General features: G+C 58.4%; 23 protein-coding genes. 19 read left to right on the top strand and 4 right to left on the bottom strand.

Features of this window, described 5'->3' with window-relative positions:
• The 15 genes from AC3A5O_RS15530 to AC3A5O_RS15600 all read left to right on the top strand — a co-directional run bounded on the left by AC3A5O_RS15530 (window position 1) and on the right by AC3A5O_RS15600 (window position 13,543).
• Entirely contained in the window at window positions 1-327 is a 327-nt protein-coding gene (locus AC3A5O_RS15530; protein WP_487753400.1) for a GPW/gp25 family protein, read from the top strand.
• Window positions 324-1,208 (top strand): baseplate assembly protein, encoded by an 885-nt coding sequence (locus AC3A5O_RS15535; protein ID WP_487753401.1) that lies wholly within the window; start codon window positions 324-326, stop codon window positions 1,206-1,208. The genes AC3A5O_RS15530 and AC3A5O_RS15535 overlap by 4 nt, the downstream gene beginning before the upstream one ends.
• On the top strand, window positions 1,205-1,807 hold the full coding sequence (locus AC3A5O_RS15540) for a phage tail protein I (protein ID WP_487753402.1): 603 nt from the start codon (window positions 1,205-1,207) through the stop codon (window positions 1,805-1,807). The genes AC3A5O_RS15535 and AC3A5O_RS15540 overlap by 4 nt, the downstream gene beginning before the upstream one ends.
• A complete protein-coding gene (locus AC3A5O_RS15545) occupies window positions 1,807-3,969 on the top strand; it encodes a phage tail protein (protein WP_487753403.1) in 2,163 nt (720 codons plus the stop codon). The genes AC3A5O_RS15540 and AC3A5O_RS15545 overlap by 1 nt, the downstream gene beginning before the upstream one ends.
• Entirely contained in the window at window positions 3,944-4,384 is a 441-nt protein-coding gene (locus AC3A5O_RS15550; RefSeq protein ID WP_460104733.1) for a phage tail assembly chaperone, read from the top strand. Before AC3A5O_RS15545 ends, AC3A5O_RS15550 begins: the two co-directional genes overlap by 26 nt.
• Before the next feature lie 87 nt (window positions 4,385-4,471).
• Window positions 4,472-5,635, top strand: coding sequence for a phage tail sheath subtilisin-like domain-containing protein (locus AC3A5O_RS15555; RefSeq protein WP_414880605.1), 1,164 nt, complete (start codon window positions 4,472-4,474; stop codon window positions 5,633-5,635).
• 12 nt (window positions 5,636-5,647) lie between these two features.
• Window positions 5,648-6,157 (top strand): phage major tail tube protein, encoded by a 510-nt coding sequence (locus AC3A5O_RS15560; protein ID WP_487753404.1) that lies wholly within the window; start codon window positions 5,648-5,650, stop codon window positions 6,155-6,157.
• 66 nt (window positions 6,158-6,223) lie between these two features.
• Entirely contained in the window at window positions 6,224-6,550 is a 327-nt protein-coding gene (locus tag AC3A5O_RS15565) for a phage tail assembly protein (protein WP_487753405.1), read from the top strand.
• Between the two features lie 100 nt (window positions 6,551-6,650).
• The gene (locus AC3A5O_RS15570) at window positions 6,651-9,296 is read left to right on the top strand and encodes a phage tail tape measure protein (RefSeq protein ID WP_487753406.1); all 2,646 of its coding nucleotides are present in this window, start codon (window positions 6,651-6,653) and stop codon (window positions 9,294-9,296) included.
• A 9-nt stretch (window positions 9,297-9,305) separates the two neighbouring features.
• Window positions 9,306-10,151: a phage tail protein gene (locus AC3A5O_RS15575; protein WP_487753407.1), complete on the top strand. Its 846-nt coding sequence runs from the start codon at window positions 9,306-9,308 to the stop codon at window positions 10,149-10,151.
• Window positions 10,126-10,332, top strand: a complete 207-nt coding sequence (locus AC3A5O_RS15580; RefSeq protein ID WP_487753408.1) for a tail protein X — start codon at window positions 10,126-10,128, stop codon at window positions 10,330-10,332. The genes AC3A5O_RS15575 and AC3A5O_RS15580 overlap by 26 nt, the downstream gene beginning before the upstream one ends.
• 64 nt (window positions 10,333-10,396) lie before the next feature.
• Window positions 10,397-11,443: a phage late control D family protein gene (locus AC3A5O_RS15585; protein ID WP_487753409.1), complete on the top strand. Its 1,047-nt coding sequence runs from the start codon at window positions 10,397-10,399 to the stop codon at window positions 11,441-11,443.
• Window positions 11,444-11,510: 67 nt separating this feature from the next.
• Window positions 11,511-12,074, top strand: coding sequence for a glycoside hydrolase family 19 protein (locus AC3A5O_RS15590; RefSeq protein WP_487753410.1), 564 nt, complete (start codon window positions 11,511-11,513; stop codon window positions 12,072-12,074).
• Window positions 12,056-12,598, top strand: a complete 543-nt coding sequence (locus AC3A5O_RS15595; protein ID WP_487753411.1) for a lysis system i-spanin subunit Rz — start codon at window positions 12,056-12,058, stop codon at window positions 12,596-12,598. Before AC3A5O_RS15590 ends, AC3A5O_RS15595 begins: the two co-directional genes overlap by 19 nt.
• 150 nt (window positions 12,599-12,748) lie before the next feature.
• On the top strand, window positions 12,749-13,543 hold the full coding sequence (locus tag AC3A5O_RS15600; RefSeq protein ID WP_134923569.1) for a DNA adenine methylase: 795 nt from the start codon (window positions 12,749-12,751) through the stop codon (window positions 13,541-13,543).
• A gap of 632 nt (window positions 13,544-14,175) precedes the next feature.
• On the opposite strand, the gene AC3A5O_RS15605 is transcribed toward AC3A5O_RS15600, so the two are convergent.
• Both AC3A5O_RS15605 and AC3A5O_RS15610 read right to left on the bottom strand, forming a co-directional pair.
• Window positions 14,176-14,871 (bottom strand): SOS response-associated peptidase family protein, encoded by a 696-nt coding sequence (locus tag AC3A5O_RS15605; RefSeq protein WP_487753412.1) that lies wholly within the window; start codon window positions 14,869-14,871, stop codon window positions 14,176-14,178.
• A 20-nt stretch (window positions 14,872-14,891) separates the two neighbouring features.
• Entirely contained in the window at window positions 14,892-15,179 is a 288-nt protein-coding gene (locus tag AC3A5O_RS15610) for a hypothetical protein (protein WP_487753413.1), read from the bottom strand.
• Window positions 15,180-15,408: 229 nt separating this feature from the next.
• On the opposite strand from AC3A5O_RS15610, the gene AC3A5O_RS15615 reads away from it, so the two are divergent.
• Together AC3A5O_RS15615 and umuC are read left to right on the top strand one after the other, a co-directional pair.
• The gene (locus AC3A5O_RS15615) at window positions 15,409-15,834 is read left to right on the top strand and encodes a LexA family protein (protein ID WP_134923571.1); all 426 of its coding nucleotides are present in this window, start codon (window positions 15,409-15,411) and stop codon (window positions 15,832-15,834) included.
• Window positions 15,827-17,104: a translesion error-prone DNA polymerase V subunit UmuC gene (gene umuC / locus AC3A5O_RS15620; RefSeq protein WP_487753414.1), complete on the top strand. Its 1,278-nt coding sequence runs from the start codon at window positions 15,827-15,829 to the stop codon at window positions 17,102-17,104. Before AC3A5O_RS15615 ends, umuC begins: the two co-directional genes overlap by 8 nt.
• A gap of 175 nt (window positions 17,105-17,279) precedes the next feature.
• Here umuC and AC3A5O_RS15625 read toward each other — a convergent pair whose 3' ends face one another.
• Entirely contained in the window at window positions 17,280-17,492 is a 213-nt protein-coding gene (locus AC3A5O_RS15625; RefSeq protein WP_487753415.1) for a hypothetical protein, read from the bottom strand.
• A gap of 129 nt (window positions 17,493-17,621) precedes the next feature.
• Window positions 17,622-17,843, bottom strand: coding sequence for a hypothetical protein (locus AC3A5O_RS15630; RefSeq protein ID WP_487753416.1), 222 nt, complete (start codon window positions 17,841-17,843; stop codon window positions 17,622-17,624).
• A gap of 237 nt (window positions 17,844-18,080) precedes the next feature.
• Here AC3A5O_RS15630 and AC3A5O_RS15635 point away from each other — a divergent pair, with 237 nt between their 5' ends.
• The gene (locus AC3A5O_RS15635) at window positions 18,081-18,332 is read left to right on the top strand and encodes a hypothetical protein (RefSeq protein ID WP_487753417.1); all 252 of its coding nucleotides are present in this window, start codon (window positions 18,081-18,083) and stop codon (window positions 18,330-18,332) included.
• A 62-nt stretch (window positions 18,333-18,394) separates the two neighbouring features.
• Complete coding sequence (locus AC3A5O_RS15640; protein WP_487753418.1) at window positions 18,395-18,709, top strand: hypothetical protein; 315 nt, start codon at window positions 18,395-18,397, stop codon at window positions 18,707-18,709.
• Window positions 18,710-18,877 lie beyond the last annotated feature (168 nt).

Here is an 18,877-nt window from a genome sequence, read left to right on the forward strand (position 1 = left end):
ATGATCGGAGTGGACCGTCGCACGGGGCAGCCGCTGTCCGGCCAGGCGCATTTGCGGCAGTCCATTGAGGACATTCTGAGCACGCCTGTCGGCAGCCGCCGCATGCGCCCAGAGTACGGCAGCCAACTGCGTCGCTATGTCGACCTGCCAGTTAACGAGGGCTGGAAAAGCGCGGTACAGGCCGAGGTCGCTCGCGCCCTCGGGCGTTGGGAGCCCCGTTTAAAACTTGAGCGTGTCCGGGTCATTGCAGTGGTGGATGGACAAATCTCCTTGCAACTGACGGGCTCACATATTGGCGATGGCGTGGTGCTGGAGGTGAACGCATGAGCACTATCGACCTTTCGGCGTTGCCGGCGCCACAGGTGCTGGAGAGTCTGGACTTTGAAGAGTTGTATCAGGGCGAGCTGGCAACGTTTCGCGAATACATGGGCGACAACTGGACCGCTTTCCTTGAAAGCGATCCGGTAACCAAGCTGCTGGAGTTGGGGGCCTATCGGCGCATGCAGAACCGGGCCAGGGTCAACGACGCGGCCAAGGCGCTGTTCCTGGCTCATGCCACGGGTGCTGACCTGGTGCAGTTGGCCGCCAACGTGAACCTTGAGCGCCTGGTCATTCAGGCTGAGGACTTGACCGCCGTGCCGCCAGTGTCGGAGGTGCTGGAAAGCTACGACGCACTGCGCGAGCGTATCCAGCTGAGGTACGAAGGGCTGACCACTGCTGGACCACGGAACAGTTACATCCTGCATGCCCGTAACGCGTCGGGCCTGGTAGCAGATGCCACGGCCGAAAGTCGGGCTCCGGCCGAGGTGGTCGTGACGGTACTGTCCCTGGAAGGCGATGGTACCGCCAGCCCCGAGTTGTTGGCCGAAGTGGACACTTACCTCAACGATGAAGATCGGCGGCCTGTTGCTGATCGGCTGACGGTGCAGGGCGCCCAGATCCTGCCCTATCGAATCGATGCCGTGGTGTACATGGCCGGTACTGGCCCGGAAAACGAGGCAGCGCTTGCCGAGTGCAATGCACGCTTGCAGGCCTGGATTAACCCTCGGCGTCGCTTAGGCGTTGAGGTGGCCCGTTCGGCGATTGATGCACAGGTCCATGTCAGCGGCGTGGCCCGAGTCGAGATTCCTGGATGGGTAGACATCCGTCCAACCAAGGCCCAGGCGGCGTGGTGCACGGGGTTCACCATAAAGCGGGGTGGCAAATGAAAAGTCTGCTTCCCCTCAACAGCACCCAGCTCGAACGGGCCATTGAGGCGGCTATCGACGAAACAACTGAGATACCGCTTCGAACCTTATACAACCCGGACACCTGCCCGGCGCATCTGCTCTATCAACTGGCTTGGGCCTGGTCCGTGGACCGCTGGGACGAGGCGTGGCCCGAAGAGGTCAAGCGTTCGGTCATCCGCTCTTCGTTCTACGTCCATGCCCATAAAGGCACCATCGGCGCCTTGCGCCGGGTGGTAGAGCCGTTCGGCTATCTGATCGAGGTAGTCGAGTGGTTCCAGACCGAGCCCAAGGGCGTGCCAGGAACGTTTGCCTTGAAGATCGGTGTTTCCGATGAAGGCATCAGCGAAGAGACCTATCAGGAACTGACGTGGCTGATCGATGACGCCCGGCCGGTCAGTCGCCACATGACCGGACTGGCGATCAGCCTCGAAACCCGAGGGAAATTGAACATCGGTGTTGCCCTGTATGAGGGCGACGAAATCGACGTGTACCCGCCGATCATGCGTGACATTGAAGTCAACGGATCCATCGGCGTGGTAGGGCGCGAACACACCATAGACACCTTGGACGTTTACTAATGATTGATCAGACCTCGCAATTTTTCGCGATTCTCACGAACGTTGGAGCGGCGAAACAGGCGAATGCCGATGCCCTCGGCGTTCCGTGGAAACTTACCGATATGGGCGTAGGCGACGCCAACGGCACCGACCCGGTTCCAAGTGCGGCCCAAACGTCGTTGATCAACGAATGGCGTCGGCGACCGCTGAATCAGCTTTTTATTGACCCAGTCAATCCGGCGGTGATTGTCGCCGAGCAAGTGATTCCGGCCGATGAGGGTGGATACTGGATTCGTGAAATCGGTCTGTACGACGCTGACGGGGATCTGGTGGCAGTCGCGAATTGCCCACCGAGTTTTAAGCCCATCATGTCGCAGGGCTCTGGCCGGACCCAGGTCGTGCGGATGAACTTCATTGTCAGTAGCACAGGCAACATCACGCTGAAGATTGACCCGTCAGTGGTGTTGGCAACAAGGGAGTACGTCGAGCGGCGAATTCTTGAAGAACTGTACAAGCTCGACAGCAAGCAGTCAGTGCGAGCAGCGACTACGGCCAATATCGCGTTGACTGGGCTTCAGACCATCGACGGTGTAAGCCTGCTCGCTGGCGACCGGGTGTTGGTAAAGAACCAAGCAGCCTCTAAAGACAACGGCATCTACATCGTCGGCGTAGCGGCTTGGCAGCGTGCGCCGGATGCTGATAGCAGTGCTGAAGTCACCTCGGCAATGATCTTGTCCGTCGAGCAAGGCGCTACGCTGGCCGACACTCGCTGGCAGTTGGTAACGGACGGGGCAATTGTTCTGGGCACCACGTCGCTGACTTTTCAGAACATCACCCAGGGGTTTGCAACCATCAATTCCCCGACCTTTCTGGGAAGCCCAACGGCCCCAACTGCGCCGCTGAATAACAGCAGCCAGTTGCTCGCGAATACTGCGTTTGTACAGCGGGCCCTAGGCAACCACTCAAGCGTTGGTGGTCTAGACGTCAGCACTGTGCTGACGTCCGATGCTTTCGGGAAGTCTTTCATTATCAACTCCGCGAACCCGGTCAATATCACCTTGCCGAAGGCGAGTACCGGTTTCAACGGTGGCACCATCACGCTGGTGAACGTGTCGACCGGAACCGCGACAATCATTCTGCAGGGCACCGATTATGTAGCGGGCATCGCCGCGAATCAGCTCGTGCTCAAGACGTTAGACACCATCACTTTATCGACCGGTGCCGGCATCACCTGGTACGCCGAAAACGGTGCAATACCGAACGCAGTGTCCTCCGCTTTTAACAGCGGGGTGCGTTCAATCCTGGATGTGTTCGGGCTTGGAACGGATGCTGCGAAAGCCCCGCTAATCGCGGACTTTTCGGCTGACATCAAGCCGGGCCTCTACCGAGCGTTTACGCTGGAACACCCGAATGCGTCTGTAGGTGGGCCGCCAGATACTGGCACGCAAGGCGGCACTTCAATGACTGTGCTTGTCGGCGGTGGGTACATCACCGCCGGGTACAAGACGTTTCTGGCGATCATCAACAACACGGCGAACGGTCCGACGCGGGTTTATATCGGACACAAGACTGCAATAGGAACACAGCCGTATTGGAGTGAGCTGGGCCAAACCACCCATTTGCCATATCGCGCAAAGGTCTTATACAAAACTGCGGGCGTATATCAGTGGACGGTTCCGGCAAATGTTTGGAAGGTCTTCGTTGAGGTACGCGGTGGTGGAGGTAGTGGAGCTTTTGGATCACAGGAGACTGGGGCCGGCGGAGGTGGTGCGGGTGGATTCAGCACGCGGCTCGTGCCTGTAACGCCGGGTTCTATAATTACGGTCACCGTCGGGGCGGGAGGGGCATACGTAACCGTTGGCAACACCTCTGGTAATCCGGGTGGCACTTCTTCATTCGGTCCTCATTGCTCGGCAACAGGTGGCGCGGGGGGCTTGGTTTCTGGAGGCGCTGGGGGGGGTTACGGCTCCGGTGGAGACTTCAACGGCATGCTCGGCTCTGGCAATCCACCTGTACGTAATTCCGCAGGCACTGGTGCGAACGGTGGCGCTGGAGGTGGTGGAGAAAGCATTTCCGCAGCCGTGGACACCACTCAGTTGACGCAACCCGGAATGGGCGGTGGGGGCCGTGTCGGCATTCGTTCGCAGGCGGGTGCCGATGGCTGTGTCTTTATCACTTATTAAGGGCAATCGAATGTATTGGGCAAGAATTGAAAGTGAAACGGTGGCAGAAATCACCGACATCGATCCTGCAGATCGCTTTCATCCTGATCTGATTTGGCAATCCTGCCCCTCGGAAGTCGGGTTAGGATGGATTGCAGAAAATGGTACGTTCACCCCGCCGCAAGCAGGCCCAACGCCTGAGCAGTTTGATGCTGAGCGGGTATGGCGCAACGTCGAGTTGCAAGGGACTGAATGGCTGGTCACTCGCCATCGTGATGAACAGGATTTAGGGCATCCCCCGACCCTCACATCAGAGCAATTTGCCGAACTGCTCACCTATCGCCAGGCGCTTCGGGATTGGCCCCAAACGGGAGACTTTCCGAGCGCTGAGTATCGACCTGTAGCGCCGCCTTGGATCGCCGAACAAACCCAATAAACGCCCCGCACTCACGGGGCGTTTTCTTTTCCGCTTCACCAACAACAAGGCCCTGCATTGCGGGGTCTTTTCGTATCTGGAGAACCTATGAGCTTCTTTCACGGCGTTACCACCACGAACGTCGACACCGGCGCTCGTGTCATTGCGTTGCCTTCGTCCTCGATCATTGGACTCGTTGACACCTTTGTACCGGCGCCGGCCTACAGCGCGCAGCCCAATGACCTGGTGGTGATCACCAATGAGCGCGAGGCGGTGGCTGCCTTCGGTGCCGACTCGGCGATTACCAAAGCCTGTAAGGCCATTTATACCCGGGCCAAGGCGGTGATCGTCGCCTGTGGTGTGGCCCAGTTGGCCGATCCGGCTGCACAGACCTCGGCAATCATTGGCGGCGTTCTGGCTGACGGCAAGCGTACTGGCCTGCAGGCGTTGCTGGACGGCAAGAGCCGGTTCAACGCGCAGCCGCGGCTGTTGGTGACTCCCAAGCACAGCGCGACACAGGCTGTCGGTACCGCCCTGGTGGCAGTGGCCGACAAGTTGCGAGGGCTCGCCATCCTCGACGGTCCAAACACCACCGATGAGGCGGTGATGGCCTACGCCGAGAACTTCGGCGCCAAGCGGGCGTACCTGGTTGATCCAGGTGTGCAGTATTGGGACACCACGGCGGACGCCACGGTCGACGCGCCGGGCTCGGCCTGGGTGGCGGGCTTGTTCGCCTGGACCGATAGCGAATACGGCTTCTGGGCTTCGCCTTCGAACAAGGAATTTGTCGGCATCACTGGCACCACGCGGCCGATTGAGTTTTTGGACGGTGACGAAACCTGCCGGGCCAACCTGCTCAACAACGCCAACATCACCACGATTATCCGTGATGACGGTTTCCGCTTGTGGGGTAACCGCACCCTATCGAGCGATCCGAAGTGGGCGTTCGTCACTCGTGTACGGACGATGGACATCGTCATGGATGCGATCCTCTACGGCCACAAATGGGCGGTCGACCGTTCCATCACCGCGACTTACATCAAGGACGTGACCGAAGGTCTGCAAGCGTTTATGCGCGACCTGAAAGCCCAAGGCGCAATCATCAACTTCGAGGTGTATGCCGACCCGGAGCTGAACACGGCCAGCCAGCTGGAGCAGGGCAAGGTGTATTGGAACATCCGCTTCACCGACGTTCCGCCGGCAGAAAACCCCAACTTCCGCGTAGAGGTCACCAACCAATGGCTGACCGAAGTCCTCGACACCGCCGCTTAAGGAGCGACCTCAATGGCAATGATTCCCGAAACCCTGGCGAACCTGAACCTGTTCGCTGACGGCGTCAGCTTCCAGGGCGATGTGCCGAGCCTGACGCTCCCCAAGCTCACGCTCAAGATGGAAGAGCATCGCGGCGGCGGCATGGATGCGCCGGTCGAGCTGGACATGGGTATGGAAAAACAGGAAGCGAACTTTACTACCACTGGCGTACGCCGTGAGTCGTTGAAGCTCTTCGGCTTGGCCGACGGCACGGCGTTTAACGGTACGTTCCGAGGGGCCTACAAAGGGCTCAAAGGCAAAGTCACGCCGGTCATCGTTACCCTGCGCGGCACGCTGAAAGAGGTCGACATGGGCGACTGGAAACCGGGCGACAAGGCCGAGATCAAGCACTCCATCGGGCTGACGTACTACAAGCTCGAAGTGGACGGCCGAACCGTCTACGAGATCGACCCCATCGGCATGCGCCGCGTCATCAATGGCGTTGATCAACTGGCCGCCCAGCGTTCCGCATTGGGCGTCTAACTCTTCTTGATACCCCGCCTGGCGAGTCGTCCGGGCGGCGGCTCCTCTGTTTAAGGACACACCTCTATGAGCAGTACCGCAATTCCAAGCTGGATGACCCTGACCGCTGACCGCGTCACCGTGAAACTGACTGTGCCATCTGAAGCCAACGGCGTGCGTGTCGATACGCTAAGCCTCCGAACACCGACCGTGCGTGACCTTCGCATTGCCCGCCAAACAGCGCCCAATGATGAAGAACAACAAGATCTGAACTTGTTCGCCTCCCTGGCCGAAGTCGGTACCAAGGATCTGGATGGTTTGACGCTGAAGGACTTCAACCGCATACAGGCCGGCTATTTTCGCCTGGTGCGAGAAGATGAACTTCAACCCCAAGGTGCAGAAGCAACTGGCTAAGCGTCTAGCCACCGAGCTGAATTTTTCCGCCGCTGAAATTCTCGCCATGCCGTTCTCCGACATGGTCTGGTGGCTCTCAGACTGAAACAAGGGGTAGACGATGGCAAGCAAACTGGCGTTATCGCTGGTGATTGGCGGCGCCGTTAGTTCGACGATGGCGTCTGCCTTCCGCACGGTTGAAGGCCACATCAAAAAGCTGGAGGACAAAGGCAACAAGGCCAAGGTGCTCAAGAGCACCATTGGCGAAACCATCCGCCTGCGCGATGAATGGAAGCGGGCTCACGACAGTGGCGCCGCTTCGGCCGATGGCCTGTTGCGCAAGCTCAACGGCAACCTTGATGCCCTGCGCAAGCAGGGCGTGGAGGTGGGCAGGCTGGGGCAGGAGTACCAGCGCCTCGGCCGTGCAGCCAAAGCCGCCGATCTGCAACTCAAAGGTCACCAGCAGCTCGATGCCGGCAAGAAAGGGCTCACGTCGAGCATTGGTCAAGGTGTTGTCGCAACCGGCCTGGCTGCGATTCCGACTAAGGTCAGCGCGGATTATCAGGCGATCATCCGCGACATCGCGATCAAGGCGGATGTGGTCAATAAGCCGCAAGAAACACAGCTTAGCCAGACCGTAATCCAGACCTCTCGCGATACGGGCATGGCCCGTAACGACGTGGCGGACCTGGTGAACCAACTGGTCGGAGCCGGCATGGACCTCAAACAGGCCATGGCCTACGCACCGACGGCGGCGAAGTTTGCCGTCGGCCAAGGCGCGTCCGGCGTCGACACGGCCAGCATGATCATGGCGCTGCAGCAGAACGCCAAGATCACTGACCCCAAGGTGATGCAACAGGCCCTGGAGGCCATCGCCTACCAAGGGCAGGCGGGGAGCTTCGAGGCCAGCGACATGGCCCGGTGGTTTCCTCAACTGCTGGCGAGCATGGAGAAAAACGGCAGCACTGGCATGGAAGCGGTCAGCTCCTTGGGCGCGATGCTTCAAGTCCAAATGAAAACGGCCGGTGGTTCGGACGAAGCAGCGAACAACCTCAAGAACTGGATGGAGAAAATCGGTTCGGGCGACGTGGTCAAGGCGTACAAAGACGCCGGTATTGACTATCAAGCCTCCCTGAACACTGGCATTCAGAAGGGTATGTCGACCCTGGAATCCAGCTTCGCCCTGGCGATGAAATACATCCAGGCCACCGACCCGGCGAAAGCCGCGAAGATGGCCGAGGCTCAGACCAAGATCAGTAAGGAGACGGATCCGGAGAAGGCCAAGGCGGCGCTCGATGCGCTGGAGAAATCCCTGCGTACCGGCGACCTGTTCGCCGACATGCAGGTCAAGGCAGCGCTGACAGCCTACTCGCAAAACAAGTCGCTGTACGACCAGTTGAAAAAGGATTCGCAGTCTTCTGGCGGGATCCTCGATAAGAACCTGGCCGAGCGGCGCGAAACGTCGAAACAGATGTGGGACGAGCTGGGCCAGGCGGTTAGTGACGGCATGCGCAGCGTGGGTGACGCCATCCGCCCGGCGACCGATGCGGTTGCCCAGGGCCTGACTTCAATTGTGCGTGGGCTGACCAAGCTTTCGGATGGCGCGCAACCGGTGGTGCTTGGCATCGCTGGTATTACCGCCGGCCTGTTGGCGCTCAAGACGGCTGCCAGCGCGGTGAAGATTGGCAAGGGGCTGTACAACATCTCGCGTGGCCGAGCGATGGAGCGAGGCGTAGGTGCCCTCGGTGATGCTGCTGCCAAGGCTCCAAAAACCGGTATCAAAACGGTGGACAAGGGCTTGGGTGTGCTCGGCAAACTCATGGGAGGCAACCCGGATACTGGTACAGGGGCTGGCAGCGAGCCGCAGCGAGTCTTTGTCGTCAATGCGGATGCTATCGGCAGGGCCAGTTCCAGCGGTCCGGGAACGGATCCCGGAGGCCCTACACGCAAGCGTCAACGTGGTCGCCGTGGTCGTCGTGCTGGTATGGGGGCTATGTCGCGCAGGCGGATGACGGTTCGGGCGCCGAGTGCCCCTGCAGTGGTCGCACCGGCAATGCCATCCCTGCCTAAAGCGTCTGCTGTGTCCGCCGTGCCCAAGGCCGCAGCGGTGGCCGCCCTCCCTATGGCTGCCGTGGCAGAGGCCGTCCCTAGCGGTTCACTCGGTCAGGCGGTGAAGTCGATAAGAGGGGTTACGCGTCTTACCAAGCGTGTCCCAGGTGGATCGGTGCTCGATGCGGGAGTGGGGGCCCTGGACACCGCACTCAACGCCACAACGCAGGATGAAAAAGCCGAAGGATACGGCAGCGCGGCTGGTGGTCTTGCGGGCGCGCTAGCTGGAGGTGCTGCCGGTGCCGCTATTGGTTCGGTGGTGCCGATCATCGGTACCGCCATCGGGGGAGCAATTGGTGCCGCTTTGGGCGGCCTGGGTGGCGAGAGCATTGGCGGCTTCTTGGGTAAGTCCTGGTTTGGCAGTGATGACAAAGCTCAGAACGCAAAGGCCGACAAGCCTGCGGTATCTACTGACGCGCCGACCAAGCCGCCGGAAGTCGCGAAGGTGGTAGAGCCGACACCGCCTGTGCCACCAAAAGTTGAGCAGGCTTTCAGCTTTGCGCCGCAAGTCTCCATCGTCGTGCAAGGCGATGTAAAAGACCCGGCGCAGTTGGTGCGGGAGTTGGAGCCGCAATTGCGCAAGTTAATGGAGTCCTTCTCCCGGGAAGTGGCCGCCCGCCAAGCGTCGAGTCAGTTGTTCGATTCCCCTCACGTTTAAGGAGGTGCCATGGCCTACATGGAGCAACTGCAATCGGTGTTCAAATCACTGCTTGCAGCGGGGGAGGCTGGCCGTACCAGTCTCGATGGCATGCTGGGCCCGCTCAACGGTGCAATAAGCGACATGACCGGGGCCGCCTCGGAGCTGGAGGGAGTGCCCATTATTGGGCCGGCCATCGGCGCCAAGGTGCAACGGACCATGCGGGCAATCAACGCCGCGCAGTCCACCGTGGGCCAGGTGGCGGCGAAGTACAACCAAGCCGTCGCTGCAGCCGGCCAAGTCCAAGAGCGGCTGGGTTCGCTCAAGGAGCAGGCAGGCAAGGCAGGTGCAGCGATTAATCGCATCGCCGGCCAGGTCAGCCCATCGCTGAGCAACATCATGCCCACGGGTTCATTTGCGCCCCAGCTGACACCAGTGGCCGAGGCGGTAAAGCCGTTCCCGCACCTGTTGATCATGCAGCCCTTGGAACCGAACGCACAGCCGTACTACTTCAACCTGGATACGGCGGCTTTTGAGGAACTGCGTCGGCAGACGTCGTTTCGCTGGGCTGGCCAGGAACGTCTGACACGCAGCATAGCCCAGCAGGCGGTCGGCCAGGGAGAGGACAAGTTCAGCCTCAAGGGCGTGATTTTCCCGGGCTTCAAAGGCGGGCTCAAACAACTGGACATCTTGCGCTCTATCGGGCGACGTCTGCGGCCGGTGAACCTGACCACCGGCTACGGCGAAGTGCTCGGCACCTGGTGCCTGCTCAACATTGAGGAAGAGCAAAGCAACCTGCTCGCGGGTGGCATTCCGCGTAAGCAATCCTTTTCACTGGAGTTTGTGAGCTATGGCGACGATCTGCAGAACGTCTGACGGGGATCTGTTGGACACCGTCTGTCATCACTATTACGGTCATCTGAATGGCACGGTGGAGGCTGTGCTTGCCGCCAATCAAGGCCTGGCCGATGAGCCTCAACCGTTTCGCGCTGGAGTGATCATCGTGCTGCCGGATCTGCCGGCGCAGACGCTGGAGAATATCCAGCTGTGGGATTAACCGGCACCGTAGCACCTCATGAACCCCGCCCTGTGCGGGGTTTCTTTTTTCAGGAGTGTTATCAATGAAGCCTACCTTTCGCATTGTCGCGGACGGCAAGGACATCACCACGCTGATCAACGATCGTCTGTTAGAGCTGCGCGTCTCGGACAAGCCCGGCATGGAGTCGGACGACTTCGAGTTGCGCATTGATGACCGTGATCAAGCGGTTGCGCTGCCCACGCGGGGGGCACGTATTGAGGTCTACCTGGGCTACACCGATAAGGCCCTTACTCGCCTAGGGCGGTACACCGTGGATGAAATCGAGGTGTCCGGGCCTCCGGATACGCTGATCATTCGGGGCAAAGCCAGTGACATGCGCGGCAGCGGCAAGACCGTGCGCAGCGGGTCCTGGGAAAACGTACCGTTGCAGCAGATTGTCCGGGATGTGGCCGCTCGGAACAGTTGGAAACCAGTATGCCCAGTGCAAACCAAAGTGCCCCGCGTCGACCAGCTCAACGAGTCGGATTACAACTTCATCACCCGCCTTGCCAAACAGTATGACTGCACGGCCAAGCTGGCCGACGGCAAGCTGTTGGTCATGCCACGGCAAGGCGGCCAGACCGCCAGTGGCAAGAACCTGAGTCCTGTGGTGTTGAGGCGTGCGGATCTGAGCCGCTATCAGTTCCGTCTCGGCGACCGCAATACACAAAAGGCGGTACGCACCAAGCACCAGGACAAAAAATCCGGCGCGCTTAAGGTGGTCGAGCTGGATAACGATGACCTACCGAACGGACTGCCAGCGGTCCATACCGACCGGCATATCTACCCCAACAAATCAGCCGCCGAGCAGGCCGCCAAGGCGCGACTGGCCGCGTTCAATCGCAGCACCGCAGGGGGTCGCTTGGAGATGGCCGGGCGCACCGATGTATTTGCCGAACGGTCGATCATTGTCCAGGGCATCAAGCCCGGGCTTGATGGTGAATACCTGGCTGAGGCGGTGGAGCAATTGTTTACCCCCAGTGGCTGGACCACCGCCGTCGAGTGCAACGGCGGCAAGAAGGGCAAGGCCAACGCAAAGGGTAAGAAAAAGAAGAAGGAAGCCAAGCCGGTCAAGGTCGTCCAGCTTTAGGCGCGCCAAGCACCACCCTCAAACACAACCGTAACCCGCCATTGAGCGGGCTTTTTTTGGAGCCCCCATGCCACTCACTGAACAGCAATTACAGCGCATCATGCCCAACGCCCGCCGCCAAGCGGGCGTTTTTGTATCGGCCCTGAACGCCGCCATGGCCCACAGACAGATCGATACGCCCAAGCGGCAGGCGGCATTCCTGGCCCAGGTTGGGCATGAGTCCGGCCAACTGCAGTACGTGCGGGAGCTGGGAGGCGATCAGTACCTCAGCAAATACGACACCGGTTCATTGGCGTCGAAACTCGGCAACACGCCCGAGCCCGACGGAGATGGCCAGCGCTATCGCGGTCGCGGCCTGATCCAGATTACCGGTGCCCACAACTACCTACGCTGCAGCTTGGCGCTGTTCGGTGACGAGCGTCTGTTGCGCACGCCCGAACTGCTGGAACTGCCCCAATGGGCGGCCGAGTCGGCGGCATGGTTCTGGTGGGTCAGGGAGCTGAACGTGCTGGCTGATCGTGATGAGTTCGAAACGATTACCCGGAAAATCAACGGCGGGCTCAACGGCCTGCAGGATCGCCTGCAGCTGTGGGAGCGGGCGAGGGCGGTGCTATGCGTCTCGTCGACCTGATCCCGCTGCAATACCGCGTGCTGGCGGCCGGGCTTCTACTGTTCGCTCTGGTCGCCGCTTCGGCGGCCATTGCCTGGACCGTCCAGGGCTGGCGATACGGTCAGCAGTTGGAAAAACAAGCCCGGCTCCACACCGAAACCCTCAACCAAATAACCCTGGCCTCGGCCGCGCTGCAGCGTACCGAGCAAGACAAGCGCCTGGCCCTGGAGCAGCGGCTGGCCGCCAAAGACCAAACCCACTATCGAGCCCTAACCGATGCCCAACGTGATCAGGATCGCCTGCGTGATCGCCTCGCTACTGCTGATGTCCGGCTGTCAGTCCTACTCGACGCCACCGATACCATCAACGGCTGTGCTGTGCCAGCCGCCACCAGCGCCGACGGCGTGGTTCATGGAGCCACACGCGCCCGACTTGACCCGGCGCATGCTCAACGAATTATCGGCATCACCGATGCCGGCGACCGGGGGCTGATAGCCCTGGCAGCCTGCCAGGCCTACGCCAAAGAAGTTTCAACGCCGAAGTGAAAAGGAGCGACCGGGCCGGATGCGCCAACATCCGATCCGGTCGCCGTCCCTGCAGAATGTCCCTGCAAGTCCAGCCAAGGCTCCTGCTCCGTGCACAAAGCGCGGCGAGCCTAGCACCTGTTTATCCATACAGTAAAGGTCTTGCTTTCAATGAGTTCACCCATCATCCCTTGGATGGGCGGCAAGCGCCGCCTAGCCGACCGCCTCATTCCCCTTTTTCCGCCTCACGAATGCTATGTCGAAGTCTTTGCCGGCGGTGCCGCGCTGTACTTCATGCGACCCCAGGCTGCACCAGTTGAAGTCCTGAACGATATCAACGGCGACCTGGTGACGCTCTATCGCGTCGTGCAGAACCACCTGGAAGAATTCGTGCGCCAGTTTAAATGGGCGCTCAGCTCCCGCCAGGTGTTCGAATGGCAGAAAATGACCCGTCCTGAAACCCTCACCGACATCCAGCGCGCCGCCCGGTTCTTTTACCTGCAGCACCATGCCTTTGCCGGCAAGGTCACCGGGCAGACGTTTGGCACCGCGACCACTGGCCCGGCCATCAACCTGCTGCGGATCGAGGAGAACCTCTCGGCCGCGTGGCAGCGACTGTCCGGCACCTACGTCGAAAACCTCCCCTGGCTTGATTGTGCTGAGCGCTACGACCGCGCTCATACGTTCCACTATATGGACCCGCCGTACTGGCAGACCGCTGGATATGGCGTGGATTTCCCGTTCGAGAACTACGAGCGGATGGCTGACTTCATGCGCCGTTGCAAGGGCAAGGTCATGGTCAGCATTAACGATCACCCGGACATCCGGCGTGCGTTCGAAGGCTTTCACTTCGAGATGCTGGACATTCGGTACAGCAACACGAACCAGCGTCAGGGCAAGGCCGAGGTCAGCGGCGAACTGGTGATCATGAACTGGGAACCGGCAGCGCTAGGAGGGCTATTCTGATGGCGCACTCCTCAGCAGCAGCTCATTTCCTGTATCGCCCGGACTGATCAGCTCAAAGTCTAGGGGACCAGACTGTCAGCTCCCCGGGTTTGATATCAAAAAAAGAAACCAGGGCAACCAATGCCCCATCGTTCCAGCAGCTCAGAGATCCTGATAAGCAATACAACAGTCGTCGTCAATAAAATAATTATGTTCATTTCTTCTTCTCGCAAAGAAACTCGCCACGCTGATAAGCGTGGTATTTGTGGGCGGTGGGTGGGGCTGTTAATAAACTAAATGTTTATCGGCTCGGTCGTCAATGGATGCTTTAAGAAAATAATTAAATAGGGCGGCGGCATACACCTTAAGCCCTCCTATAGGCAGAGCGGCTGTGTTGGTGGAGGTGTATATACACCTTTACCCCTAGGGCAAAGATGTCGAGTGCTGGAGGAGATGCAATAGTATAATTCCGTAAGCTGTTAACTACACTTTAAGTGGAATTTTCCCACTCTATCTTGCGCTTAGGATTTCGTACTATGTTGTTCCACGGAATTCTAATTTTATTGAGGTGCCCGATTCTATTAGGAGCGGTAGCCTTTGAGTGTGGGAATAAGTTCTGTAGGAAGGGTGTTACACGGAAAGTGTAAATAACACTATTTCTGTGGATCGATGAAAGGAACAGGTTGGATCAGGGCCGCCCCCTGATTGCGAGTATTTCCCACGGCCTGGTCAACCCTGAACCACTCAAAGGCCTCGCTAGGTTCGCCCTGTAGAAGAATGATTTGTTCGGCGCGTTCTTTGGGTGTGGCGGGGTCGATCCATTCCCGCGCCAGTTCCGCCCTAAGCGCCACGGGGCGGCGATCATGGATGTCCACCATGCCTCCCTGGCTGTCAGCGGTAATAATCACGAAGCCGTCATGTTCCAGCGGTTCCCTGGCACCAGTAGGGTACTGGCCAATGGCGGCGCACAAAATCGGCGCTTGGTCCTTTCGGCGGATCAGGTAGGGCTGCTTCTTTGGCCCTCCTTCATCCACCCATTCGAACCAGCTGTTGATTGGGGCCAATGCTCGGTGTGGCCAGATCGACTTGTAGTAGGGACCGTGCGCAACTTTCTCGACCCTGGCATTCACCGGTGTTCTGTCTTTTGCCCAATGCGGTTTCCAGCCCCAACGAATCAGGTCGGCGTGTAGAACGTCATCTTCCTGATGGAAGAGTGCGAACTGATTCGAGGGTGCGCCGTTATAGCGTCCCAAGGGCTGATCGCCCACGGCATTGACCATGGCGTTCGGCATGCTCAGCACGCGAGTGAACTCATGGATTCCGGTGTACTGGGAGATTCGTCCGCACATGTTCAGTCCCCTGGTTAACGTTAGCGTAGTCCAGCGGGTGATCCATCGATGGGACTGATTAGCCTATCGGCATCCACAATGCCTTGTCCTGTCCGGTATTTTTGGACCTCTCGAACAAGCGCAACTCTCTCTGCAGAAAGCTGTGCGTTCATCTCAATCAGGCCTGAGATGTTCCTCTGTGCGTTTCGAAGCAGAACGCGTAGGTCGGCCATTTCGCCCTCCAGCATGTTCACGTAATGCGCCCGCGTTTCTTCGAGTGTTGGCGAGCCAAGCCACTGGTCTGTGTCTTCAATGTCGTACGGCTCCATGAGCGATACCTTGTTTAACTGTTTGGATATACAGTAATCGAGGCCGTTGGCGCTGGGCGAGAGCAAGCCGACGAAATGCAGAAGCCGGCCGCAGGGAGGCGGTGTACGACGGCGACCTTCCTCAGCCTGGGCCGCTCAGCCGCTTGTCCGAATATTCGTACAAGAAATTGACCGCAAAACTTGTACAACGTTAACTGTATATCTGTACAGGTTTTGGAAGTCGTACGTCATGAGCTTTTCGATTTTAGGCCTCATTGCCGAAGGTGGGTTAAAGCTGCCTCTCTGTTCGTTTCGAGTGCCCGCGGGGTTTCCGTCTCCGGCAGCGGACCACATCGAAGCGCACATCTCATTGGATGAGGTTCTGAATATTCGCGCCCCGCATGTCTACCTGGTGTCCATCGCCGGGGAGAGCATGCAGGGCGCTGGAATCTTTGAGGGGGACCTCGCCGTCGTCGACCGTGCGATGGAACCTGCACATGGCCACATCGTCGTGGCGCTGCTGAACAACGAACCCGTGTGCAAGCGCCTTTGCATACGTGGGAAGGAGGTGATTCTCCTGTCGGAGAACCCAAAGTATCCACCGAGGTACGTGCTCGAGGGCGACGAGCTGGTCATCTGGGGCGTCATCACCTGCAGCGTGCGCAGCCATGTCTAAAGCCCAGCCCGTTTTCGCCCTGATCGATTGCAACAGCTTCTACGCTAGTTGCGAAAGAGTGTTCCGCCCGGACCTGGCCCGCGTGCCCATCGTTGTGCTGAGCAACAACGACGGCTGCGTGATCGCCCGTAGCTACGACGCCAAGCCCTACGTGAAGATGGGCGAGCCGTATTTTCAGATCAAGCACAAGCTGCAGAAACACGGCATCGTACCGTTCTCGTCGAATTACGCACTCTACGGTGATATGAGCGAACGCGTGATGACCCTCATTGAATCAATGGTGCCTGCCGTCGAGGTCTACAGCATCGACGAAGCCTTCGCAGATCTGACCGGCATCGACGGCCGGGATGCCCTCGGTCGCAAGATTCGCAATCATGTGCTGCGCTGCACCGGCATTCCGGTTGGGGTAGGGATCGCTCACACCAAAACCCTGGCGAAGCTGGCGAATCACACCGCCAAGCGACTTCAGGTGCAAACGGGCGGCGTCGTCGACATCTGCGACCCGTTCAAGCGCGACTGGGTGCTACGCAATACGGACGTGGCCGAGGTCTGGGGCGTCGGCCGCAAGATGAAACTGCATCTGGATGCGATGGGCGTCAAGACAGCCATGGATCTGGCCCAGGCCGACCCGTGGACGCTTCGCAAGAAGTTCAGCGTGGTGATCGAGAAAACGGCCCGTGAGCTGGCCGGCACGCCGTGCCTGGAGCTTGACGAGCCGGATCCGCCGAAGCAGGAGATCTGTTGTAGCCGGATGTTTGGTAAGCGGCTCACGGAATTGGCTCCCATCAAGGAGGCGGTAGCCACGTACATGATGCGGGCTTCGGAAAAGCTCAGGACGCAAAAGTCCTTGTGCAAGAAGATCCGCGTCAGCATCCGCACCGGCATGTTCAATCCGGAAGAGGCGAAGTATGCCAACGGTGTACTGGTTGACATGCCGTACCCTACCGACGATGTGCGGTTGTTGACCAAAGCGGCGGTGGACGCACTCGACCGGGTTTTCCGGGCGGGGTTCAACTACAGCAAGGCTGAGGTGCTGTTGATGAATCTCTGTCAACAGGGGGAGTACACCGACGACCTATTTGCTACCTCCCAGCCAGTCGACGCCACGAAACTGATGGCGGTGTTGGATGAGATCAACGGGCGATGGGGTAGGGGGACACTCCGATCAGCCAGCGTTCCCGTCAATCCTGACTGGGGCATGCGTCGGGAGATGATGAGCCAGAGCTACACGACCAGGCTGGATCAGCTATGGCAGGTGTGCTGTCGATGATCAATGTCCCATGAGCCTCCAACCGAGGCGGCTTTTTTTCCGAGAAATCATCCCATCCAAATCAAGCCGGCTGAGGGCGATGGGAAGAAATCCGGAACCCTTCGAAGGTATGCAGAAAAAAGATTAGCCGAAGATTTCATGTTTTTTCATTACGTCACAATTGGCGTGTGCTCAATCAAATATCTTTGGTTCGTAGCTTCGCAAGACCTTGCTTGATGTGACCGGCGTTTTCACCAATTACGAATAATGCGCCACGTACGTTACCCCCAACGTCATTCAATCCTTGTTTTTCGCTTTGTAGCGCCAACTCCATAAGCGCCGCCTCCAATGCGAGCTGATTCTCGTACATTCGCTCAAGCAAATCCGTGAGTGAGTATTCCCCTGCCATGTGCGCTGCCTCGTCGAAAAAAGCAAAGCATAGCAGCGGCCTGGTCGGTTGGTGTTTGCTTTAGAAACGATTACAGATGCAGCGGATGAATATCTTATGAGCGATAAGGCCGAGCTATAGCGACGTCGGTCACGACCTTGGATCAATCTTTTCGATAGCGTTTGCGTAATAGCCGATCGCCTCCCTCATCAACCTTCGCCAGTCGTGCTTATCAATAATCCCCTGCTGCTTGAGATCATCAGCCATCCTACTCAGCTTCTCATACTGCTTCTCGACATCCATTCGGATGTCAGGCTCGGCAAGCGCTTTATGCCAAGCGGCTAAAGCTTGCCCCCTACGTTCTTCATCCATCGTTGCAGCCTCGTCGTCACGTAGCTCTGTAGACTTTGACGTTTAATGTTCCGTTCCAAAACCAGCTCATTGTACGACCGTTCTCAGCCTCAAACGGCCCATTTGGCTGCGTCCTCTCGCTGCCGCTCTCCAATCTGAAGGCCAAAGCCTTGCTCGATCCAATGACCGTTCGGATAGGTTCAGGGAACCGGAGCTTTGACGAAAAATCGAAGTAGAAATCACAAGTTATTCCACATTATGAACATCGAAAATACAGCCCAGCTGATCAGTTTTTTACTGGAGCAAATGTCCTCCGATATGCGATACGAGGCGGATGAGCTGAGCGGTGAGCAGGAAACCATTTTGTTCGGAATTCGGGAGATGCTGCAGCTTGGTCTGCTGACTGCAGAGTGTGAATACGCGGAAATTTCCGATGCTACCGGGCCGCTTTTGGCATCTGCTTCTAATATATGTCTAACAAAAAAGGGGGAGAATTTCAAAAGGCATTAGGCCACTATTTACTTAAAGCACCACTGGAATATGCTTGTTAGCTTAACTTCCGAGGTGTTGCAATGGACAGGTTGTCGAAGGTCGAGATCGAGGCAGCACTGAGGGATCTACTGCCTGGGTGCTCAATAGAATGCACCTTAAGCTTCGACGGAACCGCCTCGCTTTTAGTAGCAGGTCATGACGGAGAATCTTTTGCCGTTGTCGGCCTGATCAGGCACCAGTTTCGAGGCGAAGCAGGCTTAAGAAAGCTGGCTCGATTCATCTTTGAAGACATCGAATTGGCTCGCCAAGGCTTAAAAACTCATAAAGTGCAGGTGGTCTCGCCTTCGTCCTTCCATGCTAAGGCTCCGTCAAAGCTGAATAAAAGTCTCCATTGAGCATGCTTCATGCGCTGAGCATCCTTTCGCTACGTCCATATGCATCCCATCGACCACACGGTAAGTAGTCTGTTAAACGCCAGACAGGGACCTGTTGGCAAGTGGAGCGGTACGTCATGGGAATGCCTGCTCAACTTCAGTTCCCATTCCTGCGATCCAGCCAGCGGA

Source organism: Pseudomonas sp. Soil_N_39 (genome assembly GCF_057655955.1).